This is a genomic window from Sulfurimonas sp., assembly GCF_016744025.1.
Classification (GTDB): Bacteria; Campylobacterota; Campylobacteria; order Campylobacterales; family Sulfurimonadaceae; genus Sulfurimonas.
Map to the genome: position 1 here is coordinate 34,211 of NZ_JADGFC010000006.1, position 20,675 is coordinate 54,885.

Genomic DNA, 20,675 nt, shown 5'->3' on the forward strand with positions numbered 1-20,675 from the left:
GTTATGCCTTAACTCTCTGTATTCTATCAGCCTCTTGAGCTTTGTAAAGCTCTGCACAACCTTTTGAAAGATCACGTATTTTAAGGATGTAGTTTTGTCTTTCTGTTTGAGAAATAGCTTTTCTAGCATCTAAAACGTTAAATGTGTTAGATGCAAGCATGCATAAGTCATAAGCAGGAAGAGGAAGTCCAGCTTCAAGTGCTCTTACACACTCTTGGCTTTTTGCTGTAAAATCAGCAAATAACATATCAGTATCTGCTACTTCAAAGTTGTACTTTGAGAACTGGATTTCACTCTCTTTATGAACATCTTTGTAAAGTGTTTTTCCATGCTCATTTTCATTCCAAACGATGTCAAAAATATTGTCAACACCTTGAAGATACATTGCAAGTCTCTCAGTTCCGTAAGTAATCTCAACTGCAACTGGATTACACTCTATACCGCCAACTTGTTGAAAGTAAGTAAACTGAGTAACTTCCATACCATTTAACCACACTTCCCAGCCAAGACCCCAAGCACCAAGTGTTGGAGATTCCCAGTTATCTTCTACGAAACGAATGTCATGCTGTGATACATCAAGACCTAGGTACTCTAAAGATTTTAAGTAAAGCTCTTGAATATTATCTGGAGATGGTTTTATAAGTGCTTGAAACTGATAGTAGCTTCCAAGTCTGTTAGGGTTTTCACCATATCTACCATCTGTAGGACGACGTGATGGAGCTACATAAGCAACGGACCACGGTTGTGAATCTAGTGAACGTAAAAAAGTAGCTGGGTGAAATGTTCCTGCCCCTGCTGGAATATCATAAGGCTGAACGATATTACACCCTTGTTTCATCCAAAATTCTTGAAGTTTTAGTAGCATTTCGCTGAAAGTAATCATCTTATAAAGTACCTATATTAAATTTTTGGCATTATACCATTTTACAAACTATATCGCCTACTTCTTTAGACAAAGAGTTTGCAACAACATCACATTTTACTTTGAGAAGAAAACATATATCTTTTCTGTGCGATGGACTCATACATTCGTAGTTTCCCATACCTTTAGATATAACCAAATCAACACTATCAAAAAGCTCTTTAGACTCAGCGTTTGCGCGGTTATATGTAAAACCAGGAGTATTTACTCCACTATCTACTAAAGAACAAAGCTTATCAAAACCTGCTTCTTTTGCCTCTTTCATAGTCACATCATTTATGATTGGATTTCCTCTAACCATATATGAGTACTTTGCATCTGGATATATATCTTTTAGTGTCTCAATGAAAAGATAGTCGAAGATATGTTCACCTACATTATCACCGATGATTAAAACATTTTTAGCGTTAGAGAGTTTCTCTCTAAACTTATCAAAGTCATTGTAAGCAAACTCTGTATGAAATACTTTTGATAGTTCTTCTTCTAGACAAAACTCAACAGCAGCAGCAAGATCTATAACATTTCCTGCAACGGCAGTTTTTGTAGCAGTTAGAAGCTTGTCATTAGAGTTACGAAGTTCTTCTTTTACCAGTGGGATAAAGGAGATTGCTTTTTTAGTAGAGAGTTCTTTTACTTCATCATAAAGGTCAGTTTTGTTGGCTATTTCAGCTATTTTTTCATAAACATAAGATGCTATTTCAGGAGGGTTGTCATCAAAGGAGAAGTCAGAACTCATCTCTTTAACTGTAGAGGTCATTTTATCTTTTAAAGATTCAGATGCATTTATAGCATCTGCGACTTTAACACTTTGGTTTATTATGCAACCAACACAAGCTTCGTCTATCGTCATTAGTTAGTATGTTCGTCGATTGCTTTGTTCCACATTAGTTTATATTTTCTTCTCATGAACTCAACTTCTTGTTGAGAAAGTTTTAGTTGTTCTTGAAGTGTGTGGATAGTTTTACGATCTTCGTCGTATAGTTCTTGAAGTGAACCTAGTGCTTCTCTTAAAAACTCATTTTCATTTTTTACAGAGACTATAGTCTCATCTTTAGCATCTAGGACTTTTTCATGAAGGTTTATGATAGTACCAATTGTTTTTTCAACAAACTGAGGTTGTACTAGCATCTCTTTAGTGTTATGAGCAGAGAGTTCTTTTAGTTGAGCAGGAACTACTTGATCTGAGCCTTTAGATGGGTCAATCATTCTAACACCGTCTTCTACTTTTACAGTTAGCTTTCCACGTTCGCATAAATCATCGATCGCTTTAATATCTAAACCTGTAAGTTCCATATACTCTTCATCACTCATCCACTTCATATCCACCCCTTATGTAGGAAAAATCTACTAAGCTATAATAGTTTCTATTTCTAAAGAATCCATTTCAACTTTTTTAGCTTTAGCAATTCTATCTTCTTTTAGTTTTACTGATAACTCTTCATTATCAAGTGCTAACATCTGCATTGCTAAGTAAGCAGAGTTAATAGCTCCAGCTTTTCCTATAGCTACCGTAGCAACTGGCATTCCAGCTGGCATCTGAACAGTTGAAAGTAATGCGTCGATTCCACTTAAAGCAGAAGCTGACATTGGAACACCAATAATTGGCTTAACAGTTTTAGAAGAAAGTACACCAGCTAAGTGTGCAGCCATACCGGCAGCAGCGATAAAACACTGAGCACCTTTAGCTTCAGCTTCAGCGATATAAGTTGCTGTTCTCTCAGGTGAACGGTGAGCAGAAGAGATAATCATCTCAAAGTTAACACCAAAAGCTTCTAACGTGTCTGAACAAGACTTCATTACTTCATAATCACTTTTTGAACCCATTACGATTGATACAAATTTCATTTATTGTCCTATATTATTTTTTTAAAATTATACACTTTTTTTATTTCTTTTGATATGTATCCATTTCTGAATTTGCTGGAACTCTAAAGAACGTATATGATGGAAAGACTGTAGGCAGAGTTATAGGGTTTACATTCCCACTATGAACTTCTTCCAAAATTTTTCCATTTTGAGCTTTTAACTCTTTTAGTTTCAAATAAAATTTTCCATCTCTTTCATAAGTAGAACCAATTTCATTATCAACTATATCAACTTTTGAACCAAGAGGATATACTACTTCCATCTCATCATTTGGCAAAGTTTTGTACTTACATAAAAAGTGTGTTCCATCTTCATTGACTTGACCAGACACTTGATGCGTTCCAAGTTGCATAGTAAAATCCAAACTCTGTGTATCGTGTTTTTCAAAAGGTCTTGATATAAGATAAGCATCTGTGTAACCGCGATTTTGAAGAGATTGTAATTCATACTGATAAGCTTCTGTATTACTCTCACCCTTATAAAAATCATTCAATGCCATTCTATATGCTTTAGTAGTTGTTGCGGCATAATAAGCAGTTTTAGTTCTACCTTCGACTTTAATAGAATCAATTACACCACTTTCTAAGACTTCTTGCATGTGAGAAGCAAGGTTTAGATCTTTTGAATTCATGACATAAGTTCCAATGCCCTCTTCTTCTTCAAGCCTAAAGAGTGTTCCAGTCTCTGGATTTGCTGCATATATTTCATAAGGAAATCTACAGTCATTTGCGCATGAACCACGATTTGGCACTCGTCCACTTTGAAGAGTAGAGATTAGACATCTTCCACTATATGCAAAACACATTGAACCATGTACAAAAACTTCAAGTTCTAAATCTGGAAGTTCTTTTTTTATTGCTATGAGATCTTTTAGTGAAATTTCACGCGCTGTTATTATTCTTACAGCTCCCATATCATAAAATATTTTTGCATCTAAAACATTCAAAACATTTGCCTGCGTTGAGAGATGCAAAGGAATCTGAGGAGCAAGATCATTACAAAGTTTTAAAACACCAGGAGTTGCTACAATAAAAGCATCAGGACCAAGTTCTGCCATAGCTAATATATGTTTTTTTAGTAGTGAAATCTGAGAATTAAATGGAAAACCATTTATTGTTGTATAGACTTTTTTACCACGAGTATGAGCGTAATCTATACCTTCTTTAAATTCTTCCATACTAAACTCTTTACCAGAACGTATACGAAGTGAAAAATGACTCACTCCACCATAAACAGCATCTGCACCAAAATCAATTGCAATTTTTAATTTCTCTAACGTTCCTGCTGGAGATAATAGTTCTACTTTATGCATTAGTTTCCAAACTGCGCTAATAACGCTTCTATATCATCAGTAGATGCTACATCATTGTGTGTATCACCTGCGATGTGTGTTGCTGATGAGACTCTTTTGTCATCATCTACCTTACCTTCAAACAGAGTATTCATATACTTAGAAAGTGCGCGCATTACATTTATAACACGTTCAATTTTCTGACGATGAATATCTTGATACTGCATAATATCCATAACATTCATGATTGAATCACCACTATTTTGAAGCATCTCTAAAGTCTCATTTGCATCATGAAGTGCAGATTCATTTTTTTCTAACTGAGTTTTAAAAGCTTCAACTTCAGGGAATTTTTCACTAAGAGTAGTAAATAGTTCTATATTTGAACCTATTACTTCAATAACATTACTAATATTTTCTTCTTTATCCATTAAATCATTACTAATAATCTCTATAATGTCAAAAATCTCTGTAGCTTTTTCTTCACTCTCTTTTGTTACATCATCAAGTTGATGTACCATTTTGTTCTCATCGGTTGCTGGAAGTGGCCATTGATGAGAAGTGTCATCATTGTATCCAGGAGGAAGACCTGTTTCTTGTGAGTCCTCTGAAGGTGCCGGTTCTTCTTCAATCTCTGCTGAGCTATCTTCTTCTAGTCCATCTATATTATCGATTTCCCCATTCATCATAGCATCTAGTTCTTCTTGAGTCATTTTAATTCCCTAGCAAAATTTATTTATTGTCACTATAATAGCATAAAAACCTATAAGTTTTATTTCGGAGGTACAAAAATGATCGTCGATTTACACAACCACACTCCACTTTGTAATCATGCCCAAGGGGAAATATTTGAGTATGTTGAACAAGCAATAAAGTCAGGTACAAAATATTTTGGATTTTCAGATCACGCACCTATAATAGATTTTGATCCTAAATATCGTATGAAATTCACTCAGATGCAAGAGTATGAAAAAGCAGTATTGGATGCAAAAGAAAAGTACAAAGATAAGATAGAGATACTACTAGCATATGAAGTTGATTATTTAAAAGGCCATATGGATGAAAGAGTTCTAAATGCCGATGTTGATTATCTTATAGGTTCTGTTCACTTTATAGATGAGTGGGGCTTTGATAATCCTGAATTTATAGGTAATTATGAGCATGAAGACATAGATGTTATTTGGCAAAAATACTTTAATGCAATAGAAGAGTTAGCTAATAGCGGTCACTTTGATATTGTTGGGCATCTCGACCTTATAAAAGTTTTTAAATTTATGCCAAAAAAAGATATAAGTTTGATTGCTAAAAATGCTCTTTTAGCGATAAAAAAAGCAGATATGGTTTTAGAGTTAAATGTAGCTGGGTATAGAAAACCTGTTGCAGAGGCATATCCATCTGTTTCACTTTTAAAGCAGGCTTTCGAACTTGGTATTCCTATCACTTTTAGTTCTGATGCACACGAGCCAGAACAAGTTTCTCTATTTAGTGATGAGATAACTAAAATTGCAAAAGATGCCGGTTATACAGAGTGTGCCATTTTTAGAAAAAGAAAAAGAGAGATGCTAAGCTTTTAGCATCTTTATCTCTAGTCAAAAGGTACTGTTCTACCAACCATTTTTTCTAGAATTCTAAGCTCAGAATCAGTGTGATTTTCCATATTCTTAGTAGCTTTTATTTTGTCTTTTGTAATCCAAACCATGTTGTGATGAGTCGCTTTTAGATTTTTCGTCTCTCCATGTGCGCCAACTTCAGTATGTCCATAACATGTACAAAAGTATGTCTTACCATCTTTAACTAAAGTATATGTTCCTGTTCCACGAATACCAGCAGTCATATTTGGAGTAACTACACCATGATTACCCTTACCAAATACAGCCATAACTCCACCATTAAACACATTAAGAATTTTCTTATTTCCTAATTTTTCTAGTTTAAATTTTGTATTTGATTTTGCAGAAAATGCTTCATTTGCAACATTAAATCTTATACTAGAGTTAGATTTAGTCTCTATAGTGTCTCCGTGTTTTATCTTTGTAGTTTTATTTAAAACCTTGCCATTTACAAAGACTTCTCCACTGCTTACAATCTCACCGGCACTTAGCATACTCACTAAGCTTAAAAAAATCAAATATTTTTTCATAATATTCCTTATTCAGTATATTCACATAGAAAAAAGTATAACATAAAACTATGCAAAAGAATTACATTTTATCTATTATCACAGCACTTATCTTTGTCACGATGGAGTTTTCATATGTTAATTTCTCATCAATCTATAAAACTACTGATGATAAAATTACTTCAATATTTTTAAAATTACAAAAGCCAAAAACTGCATCTAATCATATAACCATCATAGATATAGATGCAAAGAGTATTGATCAACTTGGACAGTGGCCCTTTCCAAGAGACCTAATTTCTAAGGCTCTTATAAACTTAACAAACTCTGGTGCTGGGATTATAGGATTTGATATGGTTTTTTCAAATCCAGACAGACTTAGTCCACATAATATGGCTAAAAGATTAGATGTTAGCGGAGATTTCAAAAACAATGATTTACTCTTTGCATCTATTTTGCAACAAACTCCAACAATTTTAGGTTACTTTTTTGACATGGCAACTCCAAATAATCAACCTGCACCAAAACATCTTGCAAATATTGATTTAGAAGGTTCAAAAAACTTAGAATATTTTAACAATGCAAAAGGCGTAGTCGACAATATTAAAGAGCTCAAAAGTGCAGCTTACTCTAGTGGTTATTTTAACCTTACAAACATCACAAGTGGAGTTGTTGATAGTGCTCCACTTTTTATAAGTTTTAAGGATAAGTTATATCCATCACTTAGTTTAGAAATGATACGAATAGCCTCATCACAAGAGAGTGTAAAAGTTTTAAACTCAGGCTTAGGAGTACAAGGTATACAACTAGCAGATTTAAATATTCCTACAAATAGACAATCGGAAATAACACTTAACTTTAGAGGAAAAGGGTTTAGTTACAAATATATCTCTTTTTATGATGTACTTACTAATAACTATGATGACAATGATGTTAATGGTAAATTTATCTTGGTAGGAACAAGTGACATAGGCCTAAATGATTGGTCACAACGCTTTACAATCCAGCTATGCCAGGGGTTGAAGTTCACGCTACAACTATTGATAATATCTTAAATACTGACTTTTTTTATACGCCTATTGATAGTTATACATATGGAATGCTACTTATATTTTTTTCTAGTGTAATAGTTGGTTTAATACTATATTTCTTACCTGCAATTTTTAGTTTGATAGTTTTTTTCTTATCATTTGCTCTACTTGTATTTGTAAACTACTACCTTATTTTCACAGAGCATATAATTATAGGTTTTACAGCACCCTTTATTACCCTCTTTTTAACTACTGGTTTTTTTGCACTTCTTTCTTATTACTTTGAAAATATTCAGCGTAAAAAAATATTTTCTAAACTAAGTTCTAAGGTTTCTAAGAGTGTTGCACAGGAAATTTTAAAGCATGATGAAGACATATTAAGGGTTGAAAAAAAAGAAGTAACTGTTCTCTTTAGCGATATTAGAGGTTTTACAACTCTCAGCGAAGATATAAAAGATCCAATCATTCTTATTGGGATACTAAATAGATATATGTCACCAATGGTTGAATCCATTACAGAGTTTAATGGAACTGTAGATAAATTTTTTGGAGATGCAATCATGGCTTACTTTAATGCGCCATTACCATTAAAAAATCATGCAGACATGGCTTTAAAATCAGCACTAAGACAACTTCAAAGACTTGATACACTAAATATTGAACTTAAAAAAGAGTTTGGTATAGAGCTTAAAATCGGTATTGGTATCAACAGTGGTGAAGCTATTGTTGGAGAGATGGGAAGTAGCGGTAGAAGTGACTATACACTTATTGGCGATACAGTAAATGTAGCTGCTAGAGTTGAGCAACTTACAAAAGACTACAATTGTAAACTCTTAATCACTCAACAGACTAAAGATTTACTCAAAGATACATACAACATGAAAAAGTTAGATGTTCTTAGAGTAAAAGGGAAAAAAGAAGAGACTATTATTTATGAAGTAACATCTTAGCTTTTTGTATTAATAAGCCACATAGAAAATACATCTAAATAGTCCCAAAAACTTTGAATATATTCCTCTGAAATACCTTCTTCAACAAGAGCTTCTAAGAGTGGTGCATAAAGAGACAACCAAGCTTTACGCCCTTCTTCATCAATACGAAATGGGGCATGTCTTCCAACCATTCTAGGTTCACCACGACTTTTTTCAAAATATCTAGGTCCTCCAGATATCTGAATAAGAAAATCAAAAGCATGTTGTTTTGCATCATTAAAATCTTCTTCATCATGAACAGGGAAAAGAAATGCTATCTCACTTGTCTTCACTAAATCGTAATGATCAAAAACCAATTTTTTAAATCTTTCTTCACCAACTTCATGTAAAAAACCAGGATGTGGTTTAGTAACAGGAGGTCTTACTCCTATTTGTCCATCATTTATTGTCAATTTCATTCAAATCCTTTAAAAATTTGTTAAAATTATACAAAAATTATTATTAAGAAATATAAATGAATATATCACCTGACTTTTCACCATCTATAAAAATAATGAAACCATACTTTATGCTATCAGGCTTTTTTTATCTACTAAGTATGATTTGGCTATTTTTCATCAATCCTCAGAATGAACTTGAGGACTTACATATAATTGCTTGGGTTCATATCTACATGCTAGGCTTTGTAATGATGGCTATTTTCTCAGCTATGGCTCAACTTGGTCCAGTAGTTGTTGAAACCAAACACTACAATGTTAATGTCTTCAAATATATATGGATTTTTCTAACACTTGGACTTATTTTAATGATTGGGGGCTTTTACATAAATATGGAGCTTTTAACATATGGTGGTTTTTTAGTTCTAATTGCTATGAGCATCTACTCAATTGAGTTTTTACTGACTCTAAAAAATGCGAGAAGAAAAACTAGTATAACGAATGCAATGAAGATGAGTAGTCTTTTTTTACTTCTTGGTATTATCAGTGGTTTAGTGATGGCATCTGGGTTCAATGGATATATTGATATAAACCCTCATTCTATTTTAAAAACTCATACATTTGGGCTTGTTGTAGGCTTTGTAATACTTTTAATAATGGGAATATCAATCATCCTTGTTCCAATGTTTGGATCAGCAAAACGAATTAGTGACAACGAATTTTCTAACAGTTTTCATACTCTTTGTATTGGAGTTATAACTATGCTTTTATCTCCATTTTTTTTAACCATATATTTAGAATACATGGCCTATGCACTAACTGTATCAGCAATCCTTCTTTATTTTTATCAACTATTTAAAATGACAACTTCTAGAAAAAAAGCAGTACATGACATATGGGCAAAATCTATGTATGTTGGGTTCAGTTCTTTTGTTGTCTCTTTTTTATTACTGATTTCATATATATTTACAAACGATGCTCATATACTAAAACTTGCCATGTGGATTATGCTTGTTGGTTTTTTTGGTTTTTTAATTATTGGTAATTTTTATAAGATAATCCCTTTTCTTATTTGGTTTCAAATCTACTCACCTCTGATTGAAGAACAAGAGGTTCCAATGCTTCATGAACTCTTACCTCAAAAGTTAACAAATTTACAATTCTTATTTTCCTCTATAGGGCTTGGAGTATCGGTGCTTGGTCTATCAATCAGCACTTATAGTATATTTTATACTGGCGCTGTATTACTCATAGTTGGAGCTATACTATTCTTTATATCTATATATAAAATATTCGAAAGAAATTTATAAAGCGATTTTAAAGATTAGCTTTGTATAATACTTCTATATTAATATTTAATAAAGGAATTATAATGGGCAAATATATAGAATTAACTGGTGCAGATTTTGAAGCAACTTTAAGTGAAGGCGTATCTCTTGTAGACTTTTGGGCACCTTGGTGTGGACCATGTCGTATGATCGCTCCTGTAATCGAAGAGTTAGCTGAAGACTTTGATGGAAAAGCTAAAATCTGTAAGGTAAATACTGATGAAGAGCAAGATATTGCTGTTAAATTTGGTATTCGTTCTATCCCTACAATCATGTTCTTCAAAGATGGAGAAATGGTTGACCAAGTTGTTGGAGCACAATCGAAACAAGCTCTAGCTGAAAAAATAGACGCTTTACTAGCGTAATCTAACAAAGAGCTTTGAGCGTGGCAAAGAGGAGAGGTAAGAGCCTCTTTTCAGTATCTACACTTTTAGCTTCATTCTTTGGCGCAGCTATGATTGCTGCTGCCTTTGCTTACTTCAACTACAAATTCTCAGAATACAAATTTATTGACTTCAAAGAGTGGATTTTTTACGAAAAAAGTGACATCTTTTCTCCTACTGCAGAGAAATATGTAGTGGTCTTTTATAGTTCAAAAGACAAAGACACAATGGAACTACTTTCAAAAACTACACTTAAACTGCCAATACTAGCAATTGACTACTATAACCAAGTTAGAAAAAACAGCACAGGCACGACATTTTTAAGAGGTGGAACGAAGACCTCACTTAGCTTTATTCAGAGGTTTAATATCTATGAATCCCCATCTATTTTTTTTATAAAGAAATCAAAAGAGTCTCTTTATAAACAAGATAGTATGATACGAAAATTAGATAATCTTGAAGAGTTGACTTCTCAGGTAAAAGCTTTATAACAAGAACAAAACTTATAAAATAAAATTAAGGAATAAATAAATGATATTAGATTGTGCAATTATCGGTGGTGGGCCTGCTGGTCTTACAGCTGGATTATATACAACTCGTGGTGGTTTAGAAAATGTAACAATGTTTGAAAAAGGTATGCCTGGTGGCCAAATTACTTCAAGTTCAGAAATAGAAAATTACCCAGGTGTTACTGGTGAAGTTACTGGTATGGAATTTATGATGCCATGGCAAGAACAGTGTCAAAGATTTGGACTAAAACACGAGATGGTAGAAGTTACAAGAGTTAGTAAAGATGGTGATATTTTTAAAGTTCACAAGGGTGATGGAAGTGTTACTGAAGCTCATAGTGTAATCATTGGGACTGGTTCATCTCCACGTCGTGCAGGCTTTAAAGGTGAAGATGAATTATTTGGCAAAGGTGTTAGTACTTGTGCTACTTGTGACGGTTTTTTCTATAAAGGAAAAGAAGTTGCAGTTATAGGTGGTGGAGACACTGCTTTAGAAGAAGCTCTTTATTTAGCAAAGATATGTTCTAAGGTCTATGTTATTCATAGAAGAGATACATTTCGCTCTGCTCCAAACACAGTTGAGAGATTAAAAAATACTGAAAATATTGAACTTATATTAAACTCAGTACCTGACGAAGTTTATGGTGACAACATGGGTGTAACAGGAATCCGTATTAAAAATAATAATGGTGAGCTTCGTGATCTTGAAGTTCCAGGTGTATTTACATTTGTTGGAAATGACGTTAATAATCAAGCTCTTATCCAAGAAGACGGTAGCTTCTTATGTGACATGAATGAACAAGGTGAAGTTATAGTTGACATTAGTATGAGAACTTCTGTAAAAGGACTATATGCTACAGGTGATATGCGTATAGCTGCTCCTAAACAAGTTGTTAGTGCTGCAGGTGATGGTTCTGTTGCTGCATTACAAGCTATTTCATATGTTGATGAGCTATTAAATTAATCATAAGATTTAAATAGTTTTTTCGCTTTAGCGTAACCAAAAAAGTCGTTAAGGCAGGCTTTAAACGAAGCATAAAAAAAGCAAATTTTTGGTACTATTCATAAAAATATTTTTAAGGCTATACAATGGTAAGAGTTGGTGTATTTGGTGCAAATGGCAGAGTTGGACAATTAATAATAGATGATTTAAAAGAGAGTGAAAATATAAGCTTAAGTTCTGTTTTCGTTAGAAACAAACTTAATTTTTCAATTGATCCCTCGGTATTAGTAAGTACAGATATAAAATCATTTTTGAATGCTTGCGACATAGTTATAGACTTTTCACTTCCTGAGGCATGCGAATCTCTTTTAGAAGCTGCTATTAAAACTCCTACCCCACTTGTTATAGGTACAACTAGCTTAAGTGCACATCAACTAAACCTATTAAAACAAGCCAGTGAAAACATGCCTATCCTTTATGCTACAAATATGTCTTTAGGTGTAGCACTGTTAAATAAACTGGTTTACCAAGCTGCAGCTGCACTTGATGGTTTTGACATTGAAATAGTTGAAATGCATCATAAACACAAAAAAGATGCACCAAGTGGAACGGCACTTACTTTAGGTGAGTCTGCGGCATCTGGCCGTGGTCTTGACTTAGATAAAGTACGTGTAAGCGGAAGAGATGGCAATATAGGTGAAAGAAGCGAAAATGAAATTGCAGTAATGGCTATTAGAGGTGGAGATATAGTTGGTCGCCACACTGTAGGTTTTTACAATGATGGTGAGTTTATAGAACTTAACCATACAGCAACATCTAGAAATACTTTTTCTAAGGGTGCTATTAGAGCTGGAGCTTGGTTAGCAGACAAAGAACCTGGTCTATATTCAATTAGTGATTGTCTAGAGTTATAAACATTATAAATAATTTAAGACAAATTCAGTATAATTCGCGAAATAGCTTGTATAGGCTAAGTCGTACAAACTAACTGCGAAACAAGGAAAAAAATTGCGAGAAGATGTTAATGAAAAATGTGCGGTTGTAGGAATTTATGGTCATAAAGAAGCTTCTAGACTAGCTTACTTTTCACTTCACGCTCTTCAACATCGTGGACAAGAAGCAGCTGGAATAAGTTCTTCAGATGGTGAAAAACTACGAACTATCAAAAAACGTGGTCTAGTTATGCGTGTTTTTGATGAAGCAAAACTAAAAACTTTAAGTGGCTCTAGCGCTATCGGTCATACTCGTTATTCAACTGCCGGAGATGACTCAATTCTTGATGCTCAGCCGGTATTTGCTAGATATGATCTAGGTGAAATGGCTATTGTTCACAATGGAAACCTTACAAATGCTGAAGAAGTTCGTAATCAACTTATTCAAAAAGGTGCAATTTTTCAAACTTTTATGGATACAGAAAATCTTATTCACCTTATTGCAAAGAGTGAGCAGAAAAAACTACTAGACAGAATAATAGACGCTGTTCAAAAAATAGAAGGTGCTTTTTCACTTGTATTTTTAAGTAGAACAAAAATGTTTGCTATGCGTGATCGTTTTGGTTTTCGTCCTCTTAGTCTAGGAAAATTACCAAATGGTGGCTACATCGTAGCATCTGAGACTTGTGCATTTGACCTTGTAAGTGCTGAGTTTGTTAGAGATGTAGAACCAGGTGAGCTTCTGATATTTGAAGAAAGTCAAGAACCTATTAGTATAAAAGTTTTTGAGCCAACTCCAAAACACTGTATTTTTGAGTATGTTTATTTTGCAAGACCAGATTCAAAAGTATTTGGACAGTCAGTATACCAAACAAGAAAAAATATGGGTAAAGAACTAGCACAGATGAAACCTATAGAAGCTGACATGGTCATTCCTGTTCCAGATGGTGGTGTTCCTGCATCTATCGGATATGCTCAAGAAAGTGGTATCCCATACGAAATGGGAATAATGAGAAACCACTATATTGGTCGTACTTTCATTGAGCCTACTCAAGAGATGCGTGACCTTAAAGTTAAAATGAAACTCTCTCCAATGACTGATATCATCAAAGGCAAAAAAATTATTGTTGTAGATGATTCAATTGTTCGTGGAACGACTTCAAGAAGAATAATTAGAATGTTAAAAGAGGCAGGAGCAAGTGAAGTTCATATGAGAGTATCTTCTCCTCCCACAACTGATCCTTGTTTTTACGGTGTTGATACTCCAGATAAAGAGAATCTTATCGCTGCTAACATGACAACAGATGAAATATGCGAGTATATAGAAGCTGATTCTCTAGCCTACCTAGACGAAGCTTCACTCCTTAAAAGCGTTAATACAGAAGAAGACAATTACTGTACTGCTTGTTTTACAGGGAAGTATATAGTTTAATACAACTATATACTTTCTTTCTTGGCTTTAGCCAAAGCTTTAGTGAGGAAAATAAAAGTGCAACAAATATATACCTTTGGTAACTACTTAAAATCTAAGTTCTCTTGCAAAGTTTACAAAGTCGGAATAAATATTTCCGGTTTTACTTGTCCAAATATAGATGGAACAGTAGCTAAGGGTGGCTGTACATTTTGCGAAAACGACTCTTTTAGTGCTAGTACAGGTAAAACGAAAGAGCTTAAAGGCTTTCACCTAAACCTAGACTCAAAATCAAATCCTAATCTTGACAAACAACTTGATCAATTAGAAATACAATTTAATGCTATTAGTAAGAGACAAAAAGACGAATATGGTGCCCAAAAGTTTTTAGTATACTTTCAATCCTTTACTAATACGTATGCTCCATTTGATACTTTAAAAGCTCTATATGATAAGGCTTTATCTTTTGATAATGTTGTCGGCCTAAGTATAGGTACACGCTCTGATAGTGTAACAGATGAAACACTGGAGTATCTAGCCGAGTTAAACAAAGATAAAGAGATTTGGATCGAATTTGGAATCCAATCTGTTTATGATGAAACTTTAAAGACAATAAATCGTGGTCACTCTAGCGATAATGTTAAAGAGTGGATTTTAAAGTCTAAAGAGAAGGGTCTAAACGTTTGCGGGCACTTAATCTTTGGTTTGCCAAATGAAGATGAAAAAATGATGTTAGAAACTTCAAGACAAGCATATTCATGGGGAATAGATTCTGTAAAATATCATCCACTCTATGTAGTAAAAAAGACTGCTCTTGCAAATGATTTTAGAAAAGGGGAATTTACTCCCATTAGTGAAGATGAATATCTTGATGTTTTGGTAAAATCAATAGTAATGAAACCTGATAATGTGTCAGTTCAAAGAGTTACAGCAGGAATTGATGATGATTCACTTCTAAGTCCAGATTGGTGTAGAAATAAAAATATACAAATAAAAAATATAAATAAAGCCCTAAAACCACTAGTCCTTAAATATTAGTAGATACTTTTCTACTAATGTCCAGATACTTCAACAAACTGTGAAACACTTCTAAAATATGGCGGCCATCCAAAATAGACTCTAAATGCTTTTGCTTCTCCAGGTTTCAAATTTTTAGCAACAGTAAACTCTTTTATGACTGTTTGAGGCTTATATAAAATCCCTGATCCTCCACTAAAAAAATCGAAGAAACCACTTGCTTTATAAAAGTTACCACCCTTTACATTACCTGTCGCATGACCTTTATTTACAAGTTTAATATTTATAGTAACCGTGCCAATTTCATGATTTCCTTCATTCTTTACTACACCAGTATAAATAATCTTTTCTACTGAGAGAAGTCTTTTATTCTTTAATCTATAGATTTTAGGAATTTTTGTATATTTATCTACTACTACAATTGAAAAACCTGCTAATAGTATGCTAATTAGTGAAACTGATATTAACATAGGAATAAAAAGCTTTTTATTTGTTTGCTTTTTAGCAGAATATATACCTCCAATAAAGATACATAAAATTATTATAAGAACTAGATAGTGCCAGTAATTAAAAAGTGTTGTCATTTGCAGTTTGCTCCAATTGAAACATTAAAATCTTTTGAATATGTAAAAGGTTCAATGATTATTTTAAATTCTCGTATCTCACCAATTGCTATGTCTTGTTCTAAAATCGACATTTTTGCAAATGTTTTAAAAGAATATAAATAGTTCTTTAACTCATTTTTACTTACTTTATTAGCACTTGCAGTTATTTTACAAGTCTTGAAAAATCGTTTAGAAGTATTTGTAACTTTACCTTTGACTACTACAGCCTGTGTAAAATTTAACTTTTTTTTACTTGTTAATTCTGTGGTATTTTTAAATACATATTCATGCATCTTTATGTAACCAAGTGTTGGCCCTACGATAAGAATACTAAATGATAAAAGTATGAGAAGGATAGCTAATGCAGTCTTTTTTCTAAGTAATATACCTGAGATTATAAAGAGGATAAAGATAACAAATACACTGCCAAAAAGAATATAGTCATATACAATCAATTCATTTATAAAGGCAGTTATTTTTGCTTTCATTTATCTACTTATCTCTTGAATTTTTCTCAGCTATTCCACTCATATCAAATCTGCGAGCAAGCTCTTGTTTAATACGATCAGGAGAAATATTTTTAACAGCTAATGCAACAAGCATATGGTAAGTAAGATCAGCAGCTTCATATACCATCTCATCTTCATCATCATCTTTATATGCAAAACTAAACTCACCGGCTTCTTCTACAACTTTTTTCAAAATTGTATTGTCACCCTTACTCATTAGTTTAGCTGTCCAAGATGTCTCAGCATCAGCATTTTTACGCTCTTGAATAATATGATAAAGTGTATCAATTACTCCATAAAGAGCCTCTGAACTAACTTCTACTTCAGAGTTAGCTTCTCCTGATTCTAGCTCAGTAAAGAAACACGAACGACGTCCTGTATGACAGGCAACACCCTCCTGAGTAACTTTTATAAGAAGGGTGTCATTATCACAGTCAATATTAAAAGAGTGTATGTTTTGAATATGTCCACTGCTCTCACCCTTTTTCCAGATGCGTTGTTTGCTTCTTGAAAAATAGTGAGCAATATGTGTTGATAAAGAAAGTTCTAATGCTTCTTTATTCATATAAGCCATCATAAGAACTTCATTGTTCGCATTGTCTTGAACAATAACAGGCAAAAGATCACTCTTTTGCCAATCTACTCTATTTAAGACTTTTTCTATACTCATTATTGTGCCGTAGTTCTTTGTTTAACATTTTTAGTATCAACCCAAATATTTGGAGTTGAACCACCAGGTGTTAAGAATATCTTTGCATCTTTATTCACTTGAAGTGCTTCATTAAACTTACCTTGAACTTTTAGTTGCTCTAATTGTAAAAGTCTTGGAGTTAGTGATTGAGCAATAATCTTATTTGCTTTTGCATTTGCAGCAGCTTCAATTGTTATTGCATCTGCTATACCTTGAGACTCAATTCTCTTCTTTTGCGCAATACCCTGTGCTTCTGCAGCAAGCTTAAGTGCCTCTTGTTTTACACGTTGCACATCTTGTTCTGCTTTTTGAACTTCTTGTTTAGCAATTTGGACACGCTCGATTTGCTCTTTTACTTTCGTAGGAAGAACGATATCACGAAGTTGCACTGACTGTAAAATAGCCGGAGAATTTTCTTGTTCCATTACACTTTTACGTATTCCAGCTTCTATTTCTGTACCTAAATTATTTCTCATTTGAGTAAGAGCTTCAGCATCATATTTACCTATTACATTACGAACAACATCACGAACAACAGGGTTAATTATTTTATCTTCCCAAGAGAAGCCCCAGTTTGAAATTGTCTGTGCTGCAAACTGAGAATTTAGTCTGTACTGTACAGTTAATTCAATAGAAACAGGAAGTGAACGTTTATCAAGTACTGTAACTGCAGGCTTAGAAACTATTCCCGATGTGTTAGAGTTTGCCTCTATACGAGATGCATAGTTAATAATACGAATTTTCGTATCAACAACATAAACTTTTTGAATTACTGGTAGAATAAAGTGTAGACCAGGTAAAAGTGCTTGATCTTGATACTTACCATTTGTACTTAAAATACCACGTTCACCCTCTTGAATAATTGTAAATGGTTTTGCTAAGATTAGCATTACTACTACAGCTACTATAAAGTAAACTATTCCAGCTTTACCACCACCAAAATTTAAATCTATCTTTGGCATTTGTGGACCACCACCTCCGCCTGAACCGCCAGTAGATTTTTTACCAAATCCACCATTTTCACTTTTTTTCTTGTTAAAATAATCATTCATATCTGATGCCATTAAAATTCCTTTATTTTGTAATTTATTTTTAATCTATATACGTTAAATAGTGCTCATACTGTTTGTTACGACCAAAAACAATATCAAAATAAGTTGACTGAATTTTCTCAGTCATCTCACCACGAGAAGCACAACCAATTTCTCTAGCATCAACCATTGCAACAGGTGTTATTTCTGCAGCTGTTCCTGTTAAAAATGCTTCATCCGCAACATAAACTTCTTCTCTAGTAATACGACGACGACTAACCTTGATACCAAAGTTTTCTGCCATCTCAATAACCATCTTTTGAGTTATAGATGCTAAAGAGTTGTCATTTGGAGGAGTAATTAACTCTCCATTTTTAACCATGAAAAAACATGCTCCACTTGCTTCTGCCACATAACCTTGGTCATCTAAAAGAAGAGCTTCATCATAACCACAATCAACAGCTTCATATTTAGCCATTTGAGAGTTTAAGTAATTTGCAGATGCCTTTGCCTTACCCATATTTGAAGTATTTGCAGGTCTAGTCATAGAAGCTATCTTAAGCTTTATACCTTTTTCAAGACCTTCTTCACCAAGATAAGCGCCCCATTCCCAAGCTGACATTACAGTCTCAACTGGAGCGTCTTTATGATAAACTCCCATAACACCGTAACCTAAAAATGCAAAAGGACGAAGATATACATTGTCCCCTGTGAATTCATTTTTTCTAACTAAATCAATTTGTGCTTGATTCATTTCCTCAACTGAGTATGGGATATCAATAAGAGTCATTTTAGCAGACTCTTTTAATCTTTTTGTATGCTCATCTAGGCGAAAAATCGCATAACCTTTTTCAGTTTTATAAGCTTTAGTACCTTCTATTACACCATTACCATAGTGTAAGGTGTGTGATAGTACATGAATCTTGGCATCTTCCCAAGCTACAAATTTTCCATTCATCCAAATATATTTGGCTGCGTCCATTGAAATCTCCAATAATTATGACTTTATAAATTCCTGATATTCTATCCAAAATGCTGTTTATTATATATTAAGAGCTATATATAAGTGATTTTAAGTACTTTTAATTATAATGTCGTTTATAATTTTTTTAAATAAAAGGAAACTTTTGTCAGCTATAGAAAATAAAGCAATGGAAGATATACTAGAAGCGAGAGAATCAATCATTTCTGCAGAAGAAGCAGAGGAACTTGCAAGTCAAGAAAAAATCCTAAAATTCAACGAAGAAGTTGAAGAAAAAAAATCTTTTATTGACTCTAAGCATATTAAAGAACCTCTCATTAAAGAGCAAATATCTCAAACACATGTTTATGCTAAATATGAAGATGTAGATAAAGATCAACTTCAGCGTGATTTAGAAGAGATTAAAGCTAACCTTGGGCCAGTGGGTGAAGAAGATTACCAGCATCTATTAAAACTAGAGAGATGGGGAAGAGGAGCAACTCTTAGCGGCTTCTTTATGATTTATGTAATTACTGCATTGGAAGTTTCTATAGGCTTGAGCACTTTTGGCTTTTGGACACTTGGAATTATTGCAGCTGTATTAATTGGTGTTGGAAACGTTGGTAGATGGGCAAATGTAACTCACCCTATTTTACATGGTGCTTATGATAAGGTTCCTAATATTCCTAAACAATACACAAAATCAGGTTATGCAAGAGGTAACAACAGATATATTCACTGGCTTGATTGGATTAAACCTGAAGCATGGGAGTATGAGCATAATATAATGCATCACTACCATTTAGGTGAAGATGAGGATCCGGATAATGTTGAGAAAAACCTTCAATGGTTAATACAATCCAATATTCCAATGTGGTTAAGAAGAGTGATAGTATATGCTTTTGCAGCAGTTTGGAAACCAGTTTATTATGCTCCAAATACATTAAGAATTTTAGAAAATAAAGAGCGTAGAAAAAAGAGACTTCCTGAGATTACTAAATATCAACTTTCACCATTTTCTGTAAATGGTGAACAACTATGGAAAGATTTTTATATGCCTTATTTTGTTGTTAAATTTATTATATTACCACTTTTATTTTTACCACTTGGAACAAGTGCTGTTTTTAGTGCTTTTATTATTATTATTATGGCTGAAGTTTATGCAAATCTTCATTCATTTTTAGTAATAGTACCAAACCACTCTGCTGAAGATATTTACCAATTTAGTGAACCTCATAAATCTCAAGGTGAGTTTTATCTAAGACAAATTATGGGTAGTGTTAACTACAATACTGGAACAGATCTAATTGACTTTTCACATGGTTTTTTAAACTATCAGATAGAGCATCACCTTTTTCCAAATACACCTCAGAGTTTTCAGCAAAAAATGCAGCCTCTTGTAAAAGAAGTTTGTAAAAAGCATAACATTGAGTATAGACAAGAAAGTGTATTTAAAAGAATAGCTATGACTATTGATTTAATGGTTGGAAAGACTAAAGTTCTTAGAGTAGATGGTGTTTAATCTCTTTTAAAAAAACTATAAGCATCCTTACCACTTGACTTAGCTCTATACATAGCAATATCTGCATAGTGAATTAACACTTCACTATTTGTAGAGTTAGCTGGTGATAGAGAGATGCGACTTAATTAAAAATATGGGGGGGGGGGTTTGAAAACCCTTGCAAACTTCTGTATATTGGTAAGAAACCAAGGTATTTCTATAATGGATTATAAAAAAGCTCTAAAAACTGTCCAAA

Annotated in this window: 24 protein-coding genes; 11 read left to right on the forward strand and 13 right to left on the reverse strand. The window is 33.4% G+C overall.

Features of this window, described 5'->3' with window-relative positions:
* Position 1: 1 nt before the first annotated feature.
* From glyQ to QZZ48_RS02165, 6 genes are read right to left on the reverse strand one after another with little or no spacing between them, the layout of a single operon-like run.
* Entirely contained in the window at positions 2-883 is an 882-nt protein-coding gene (glyQ, locus tag QZZ48_RS02140) for a glycine--tRNA ligase subunit alpha (protein WP_294961397.1), read from the reverse strand.
* A 31-nt stretch (positions 884-914) separates the two neighbouring features.
* Positions 915-1,772 (reverse strand): ARMT1-like domain-containing protein, encoded by an 858-nt coding sequence (locus QZZ48_RS02145; RefSeq protein ID WP_294961399.1) that lies wholly within the window; start codon positions 1,770-1,772, stop codon positions 915-917.
* Positions 1,772-2,242 carry a DUF3972 domain-containing protein gene (locus QZZ48_RS02150; RefSeq protein ID WP_294961401.1) on the reverse strand — a complete coding sequence of 157 codons (471 nt, stop codon included), beginning with the start codon at positions 2,240-2,242 and terminating at the stop codon, positions 1,772-1,774. The genes QZZ48_RS02145 and QZZ48_RS02150 overlap by 1 nt, the downstream gene beginning before the upstream one ends.
* 27 nt (positions 2,243-2,269) lie before the next feature.
* Positions 2,270-2,767 carry a 5-(carboxyamino)imidazole ribonucleotide mutase gene (gene purE, locus QZZ48_RS02155; protein WP_294961404.1) on the reverse strand — a complete coding sequence of 166 codons (498 nt, stop codon included), beginning with the start codon at positions 2,765-2,767 and terminating at the stop codon, positions 2,270-2,272.
* 40 nt (positions 2,768-2,807) lie between these two features.
* Positions 2,808-4,100, reverse strand: coding sequence for a peptidase U32 family protein (locus tag QZZ48_RS02160; protein ID WP_294961406.1), 1,293 nt, complete (start codon positions 4,098-4,100; stop codon positions 2,808-2,810).
* The gene (locus tag QZZ48_RS02165; RefSeq protein ID WP_294961409.1) at positions 4,100-4,792 is read right to left on the reverse strand and encodes a chemotaxis protein; all 693 of its coding nucleotides are present in this window, start codon (positions 4,790-4,792) and stop codon (positions 4,100-4,102) included. Before QZZ48_RS02165 ends, QZZ48_RS02160 begins: the two co-directional genes overlap by 1 nt.
* A 78-nt stretch (positions 4,793-4,870) precedes the next feature.
* Between QZZ48_RS02165 and QZZ48_RS02170 the strand changes: the two genes are divergently transcribed.
* Positions 4,871-5,653, forward strand: a complete 783-nt coding sequence (locus QZZ48_RS02170; RefSeq protein ID WP_294961412.1) for a histidinol-phosphatase HisJ family protein — start codon at positions 4,871-4,873, stop codon at positions 5,651-5,653.
* A gap of 11 nt (positions 5,654-5,664) precedes the next feature.
* Here the strand turns inward: QZZ48_RS02170 and QZZ48_RS02175 are convergent, their stop codons facing one another.
* Positions 5,665-6,219, reverse strand: coding sequence for a hypothetical protein (locus QZZ48_RS02175; RefSeq protein ID WP_294961415.1), 555 nt, complete (start codon positions 6,217-6,219; stop codon positions 5,665-5,667).
* A 50-nt stretch (positions 6,220-6,269) separates the two neighbouring features.
* Here QZZ48_RS02175 and QZZ48_RS02180 point away from each other — a divergent pair, with 50 nt between their 5' ends.
* On the forward strand, positions 6,270-7,253 hold the full coding sequence (locus QZZ48_RS02180) for a CHASE2 domain-containing protein (protein ID WP_294961416.1): 984 nt from the start codon (positions 6,270-6,272) through the stop codon (positions 7,251-7,253).
* Positions 7,181-8,179: an adenylate/guanylate cyclase domain-containing protein gene (locus tag QZZ48_RS02185; RefSeq protein ID WP_294961419.1), complete on the forward strand. Its 999-nt coding sequence runs from the start codon at positions 7,181-7,183 to the stop codon at positions 8,177-8,179. Before QZZ48_RS02180 ends, QZZ48_RS02185 begins: the two co-directional genes overlap by 73 nt.
* Here QZZ48_RS02185 and QZZ48_RS02190 read toward each other — a convergent pair.
* On the reverse strand, positions 8,176-8,619 hold the full coding sequence (locus tag QZZ48_RS02190) for a globin (protein WP_294961422.1): 444 nt from the start codon (positions 8,617-8,619) through the stop codon (positions 8,176-8,178). The two genes, QZZ48_RS02185 and QZZ48_RS02190, sit on opposite strands and share 4 nt — an antisense overlap.
* A 56-nt stretch (positions 8,620-8,675) precedes the next feature.
* Between QZZ48_RS02190 and QZZ48_RS02195 the strand changes: the two genes are divergently transcribed.
* From QZZ48_RS02195 to QZZ48_RS02225, 7 genes are all read left to right on the forward strand, one after another.
* Positions 8,676-9,908, forward strand: coding sequence for a hypothetical protein (locus QZZ48_RS02195; protein WP_294961425.1), 1,233 nt, complete (start codon positions 8,676-8,678; stop codon positions 9,906-9,908).
* A gap of 62 nt (positions 9,909-9,970) precedes the next feature.
* Positions 9,971-10,291: a thioredoxin gene (trxA, locus tag QZZ48_RS02200; protein WP_294961427.1), complete on the forward strand. Its 321-nt coding sequence runs from the start codon at positions 9,971-9,973 to the stop codon at positions 10,289-10,291.
* 20 nt (positions 10,292-10,311) lie between these two features.
* Positions 10,312-10,800: a hypothetical protein gene (locus QZZ48_RS02205; RefSeq protein WP_294961428.1), complete on the forward strand. Its 489-nt coding sequence runs from the start codon at positions 10,312-10,314 to the stop codon at positions 10,798-10,800.
* A 43-nt stretch (positions 10,801-10,843) separates the two neighbouring features.
* On the forward strand, positions 10,844-11,782 hold the full coding sequence (gene trxB, locus QZZ48_RS02210) for a thioredoxin-disulfide reductase (RefSeq protein ID WP_294961457.1): 939 nt from the start codon (positions 10,844-10,846) through the stop codon (positions 11,780-11,782).
* 125 nt (positions 11,783-11,907) lie between these two features.
* Positions 11,908-12,675, forward strand: a complete 768-nt coding sequence (gene dapB / locus QZZ48_RS02215) for a 4-hydroxy-tetrahydrodipicolinate reductase (protein ID WP_294961431.1) — start codon at positions 11,908-11,910, stop codon at positions 12,673-12,675.
* Between the two features lie 94 nt (positions 12,676-12,769).
* The gene (gene purF, locus QZZ48_RS02220) at positions 12,770-14,125 is read left to right on the forward strand and encodes an amidophosphoribosyltransferase (protein ID WP_294961434.1); all 1,356 of its coding nucleotides are present in this window, start codon (positions 12,770-12,772) and stop codon (positions 14,123-14,125) included.
* 57 nt (positions 14,126-14,182) lie between these two features.
* Positions 14,183-15,142 (forward strand): TIGR01212 family radical SAM protein, encoded by a 960-nt coding sequence (locus QZZ48_RS02225; RefSeq protein ID WP_294961437.1) that lies wholly within the window; start codon positions 14,183-14,185, stop codon positions 15,140-15,142.
* A gap of 14 nt (positions 15,143-15,156) precedes the next feature.
* Here QZZ48_RS02225 and QZZ48_RS02230 read toward each other — a convergent pair whose 3' ends face one another.
* From QZZ48_RS02230 to QZZ48_RS02250, 5 genes are read right to left on the reverse strand one after another with little or no spacing between them, the layout of a single operon-like run.
* Positions 15,157-15,705: a DUF2393 family protein gene (locus QZZ48_RS02230; protein WP_294961440.1), complete on the reverse strand. Its 549-nt coding sequence runs from the start codon at positions 15,703-15,705 to the stop codon at positions 15,157-15,159.
* Complete coding sequence (locus tag QZZ48_RS02235) at positions 15,702-16,214, reverse strand: DUF2393 family protein (protein ID WP_294961443.1); 513 nt, start codon at positions 16,212-16,214, stop codon at positions 15,702-15,704. The genes QZZ48_RS02230 and QZZ48_RS02235 overlap by 4 nt, the downstream gene beginning before the upstream one ends.
* A 4-nt stretch (positions 16,215-16,218) precedes the next feature.
* Positions 16,219-16,905, reverse strand: a complete 687-nt coding sequence (hisIE, locus tag QZZ48_RS02240) for a bifunctional phosphoribosyl-AMP cyclohydrolase/phosphoribosyl-ATP diphosphatase HisIE (protein ID WP_294961446.1) — start codon at positions 16,903-16,905, stop codon at positions 16,219-16,221.
* Positions 16,905-17,990: a prohibitin family protein gene (locus tag QZZ48_RS02245; protein ID WP_294961449.1), complete on the reverse strand. Its 1,086-nt coding sequence runs from the start codon at positions 17,988-17,990 to the stop codon at positions 16,905-16,907. Before QZZ48_RS02245 ends, hisIE begins: the two co-directional genes overlap by 1 nt.
* Before the next feature lie 28 nt (positions 17,991-18,018).
* On the reverse strand, positions 18,019-18,939 hold the full coding sequence (locus tag QZZ48_RS02250; protein ID WP_294961451.1) for a branched-chain amino acid transaminase: 921 nt from the start codon (positions 18,937-18,939) through the stop codon (positions 18,019-18,021).
* A 145-nt stretch (positions 18,940-19,084) separates the two neighbouring features.
* On the opposite strand from QZZ48_RS02250, the gene QZZ48_RS02255 reads away from it, so the two are divergent.
* The gene (locus QZZ48_RS02255) at positions 19,085-20,440 is read left to right on the forward strand and encodes a fatty acid desaturase (RefSeq protein ID WP_294961454.1); all 1,356 of its coding nucleotides are present in this window, start codon (positions 19,085-19,087) and stop codon (positions 20,438-20,440) included.
* Positions 20,441-20,675 lie beyond the last annotated feature (235 nt).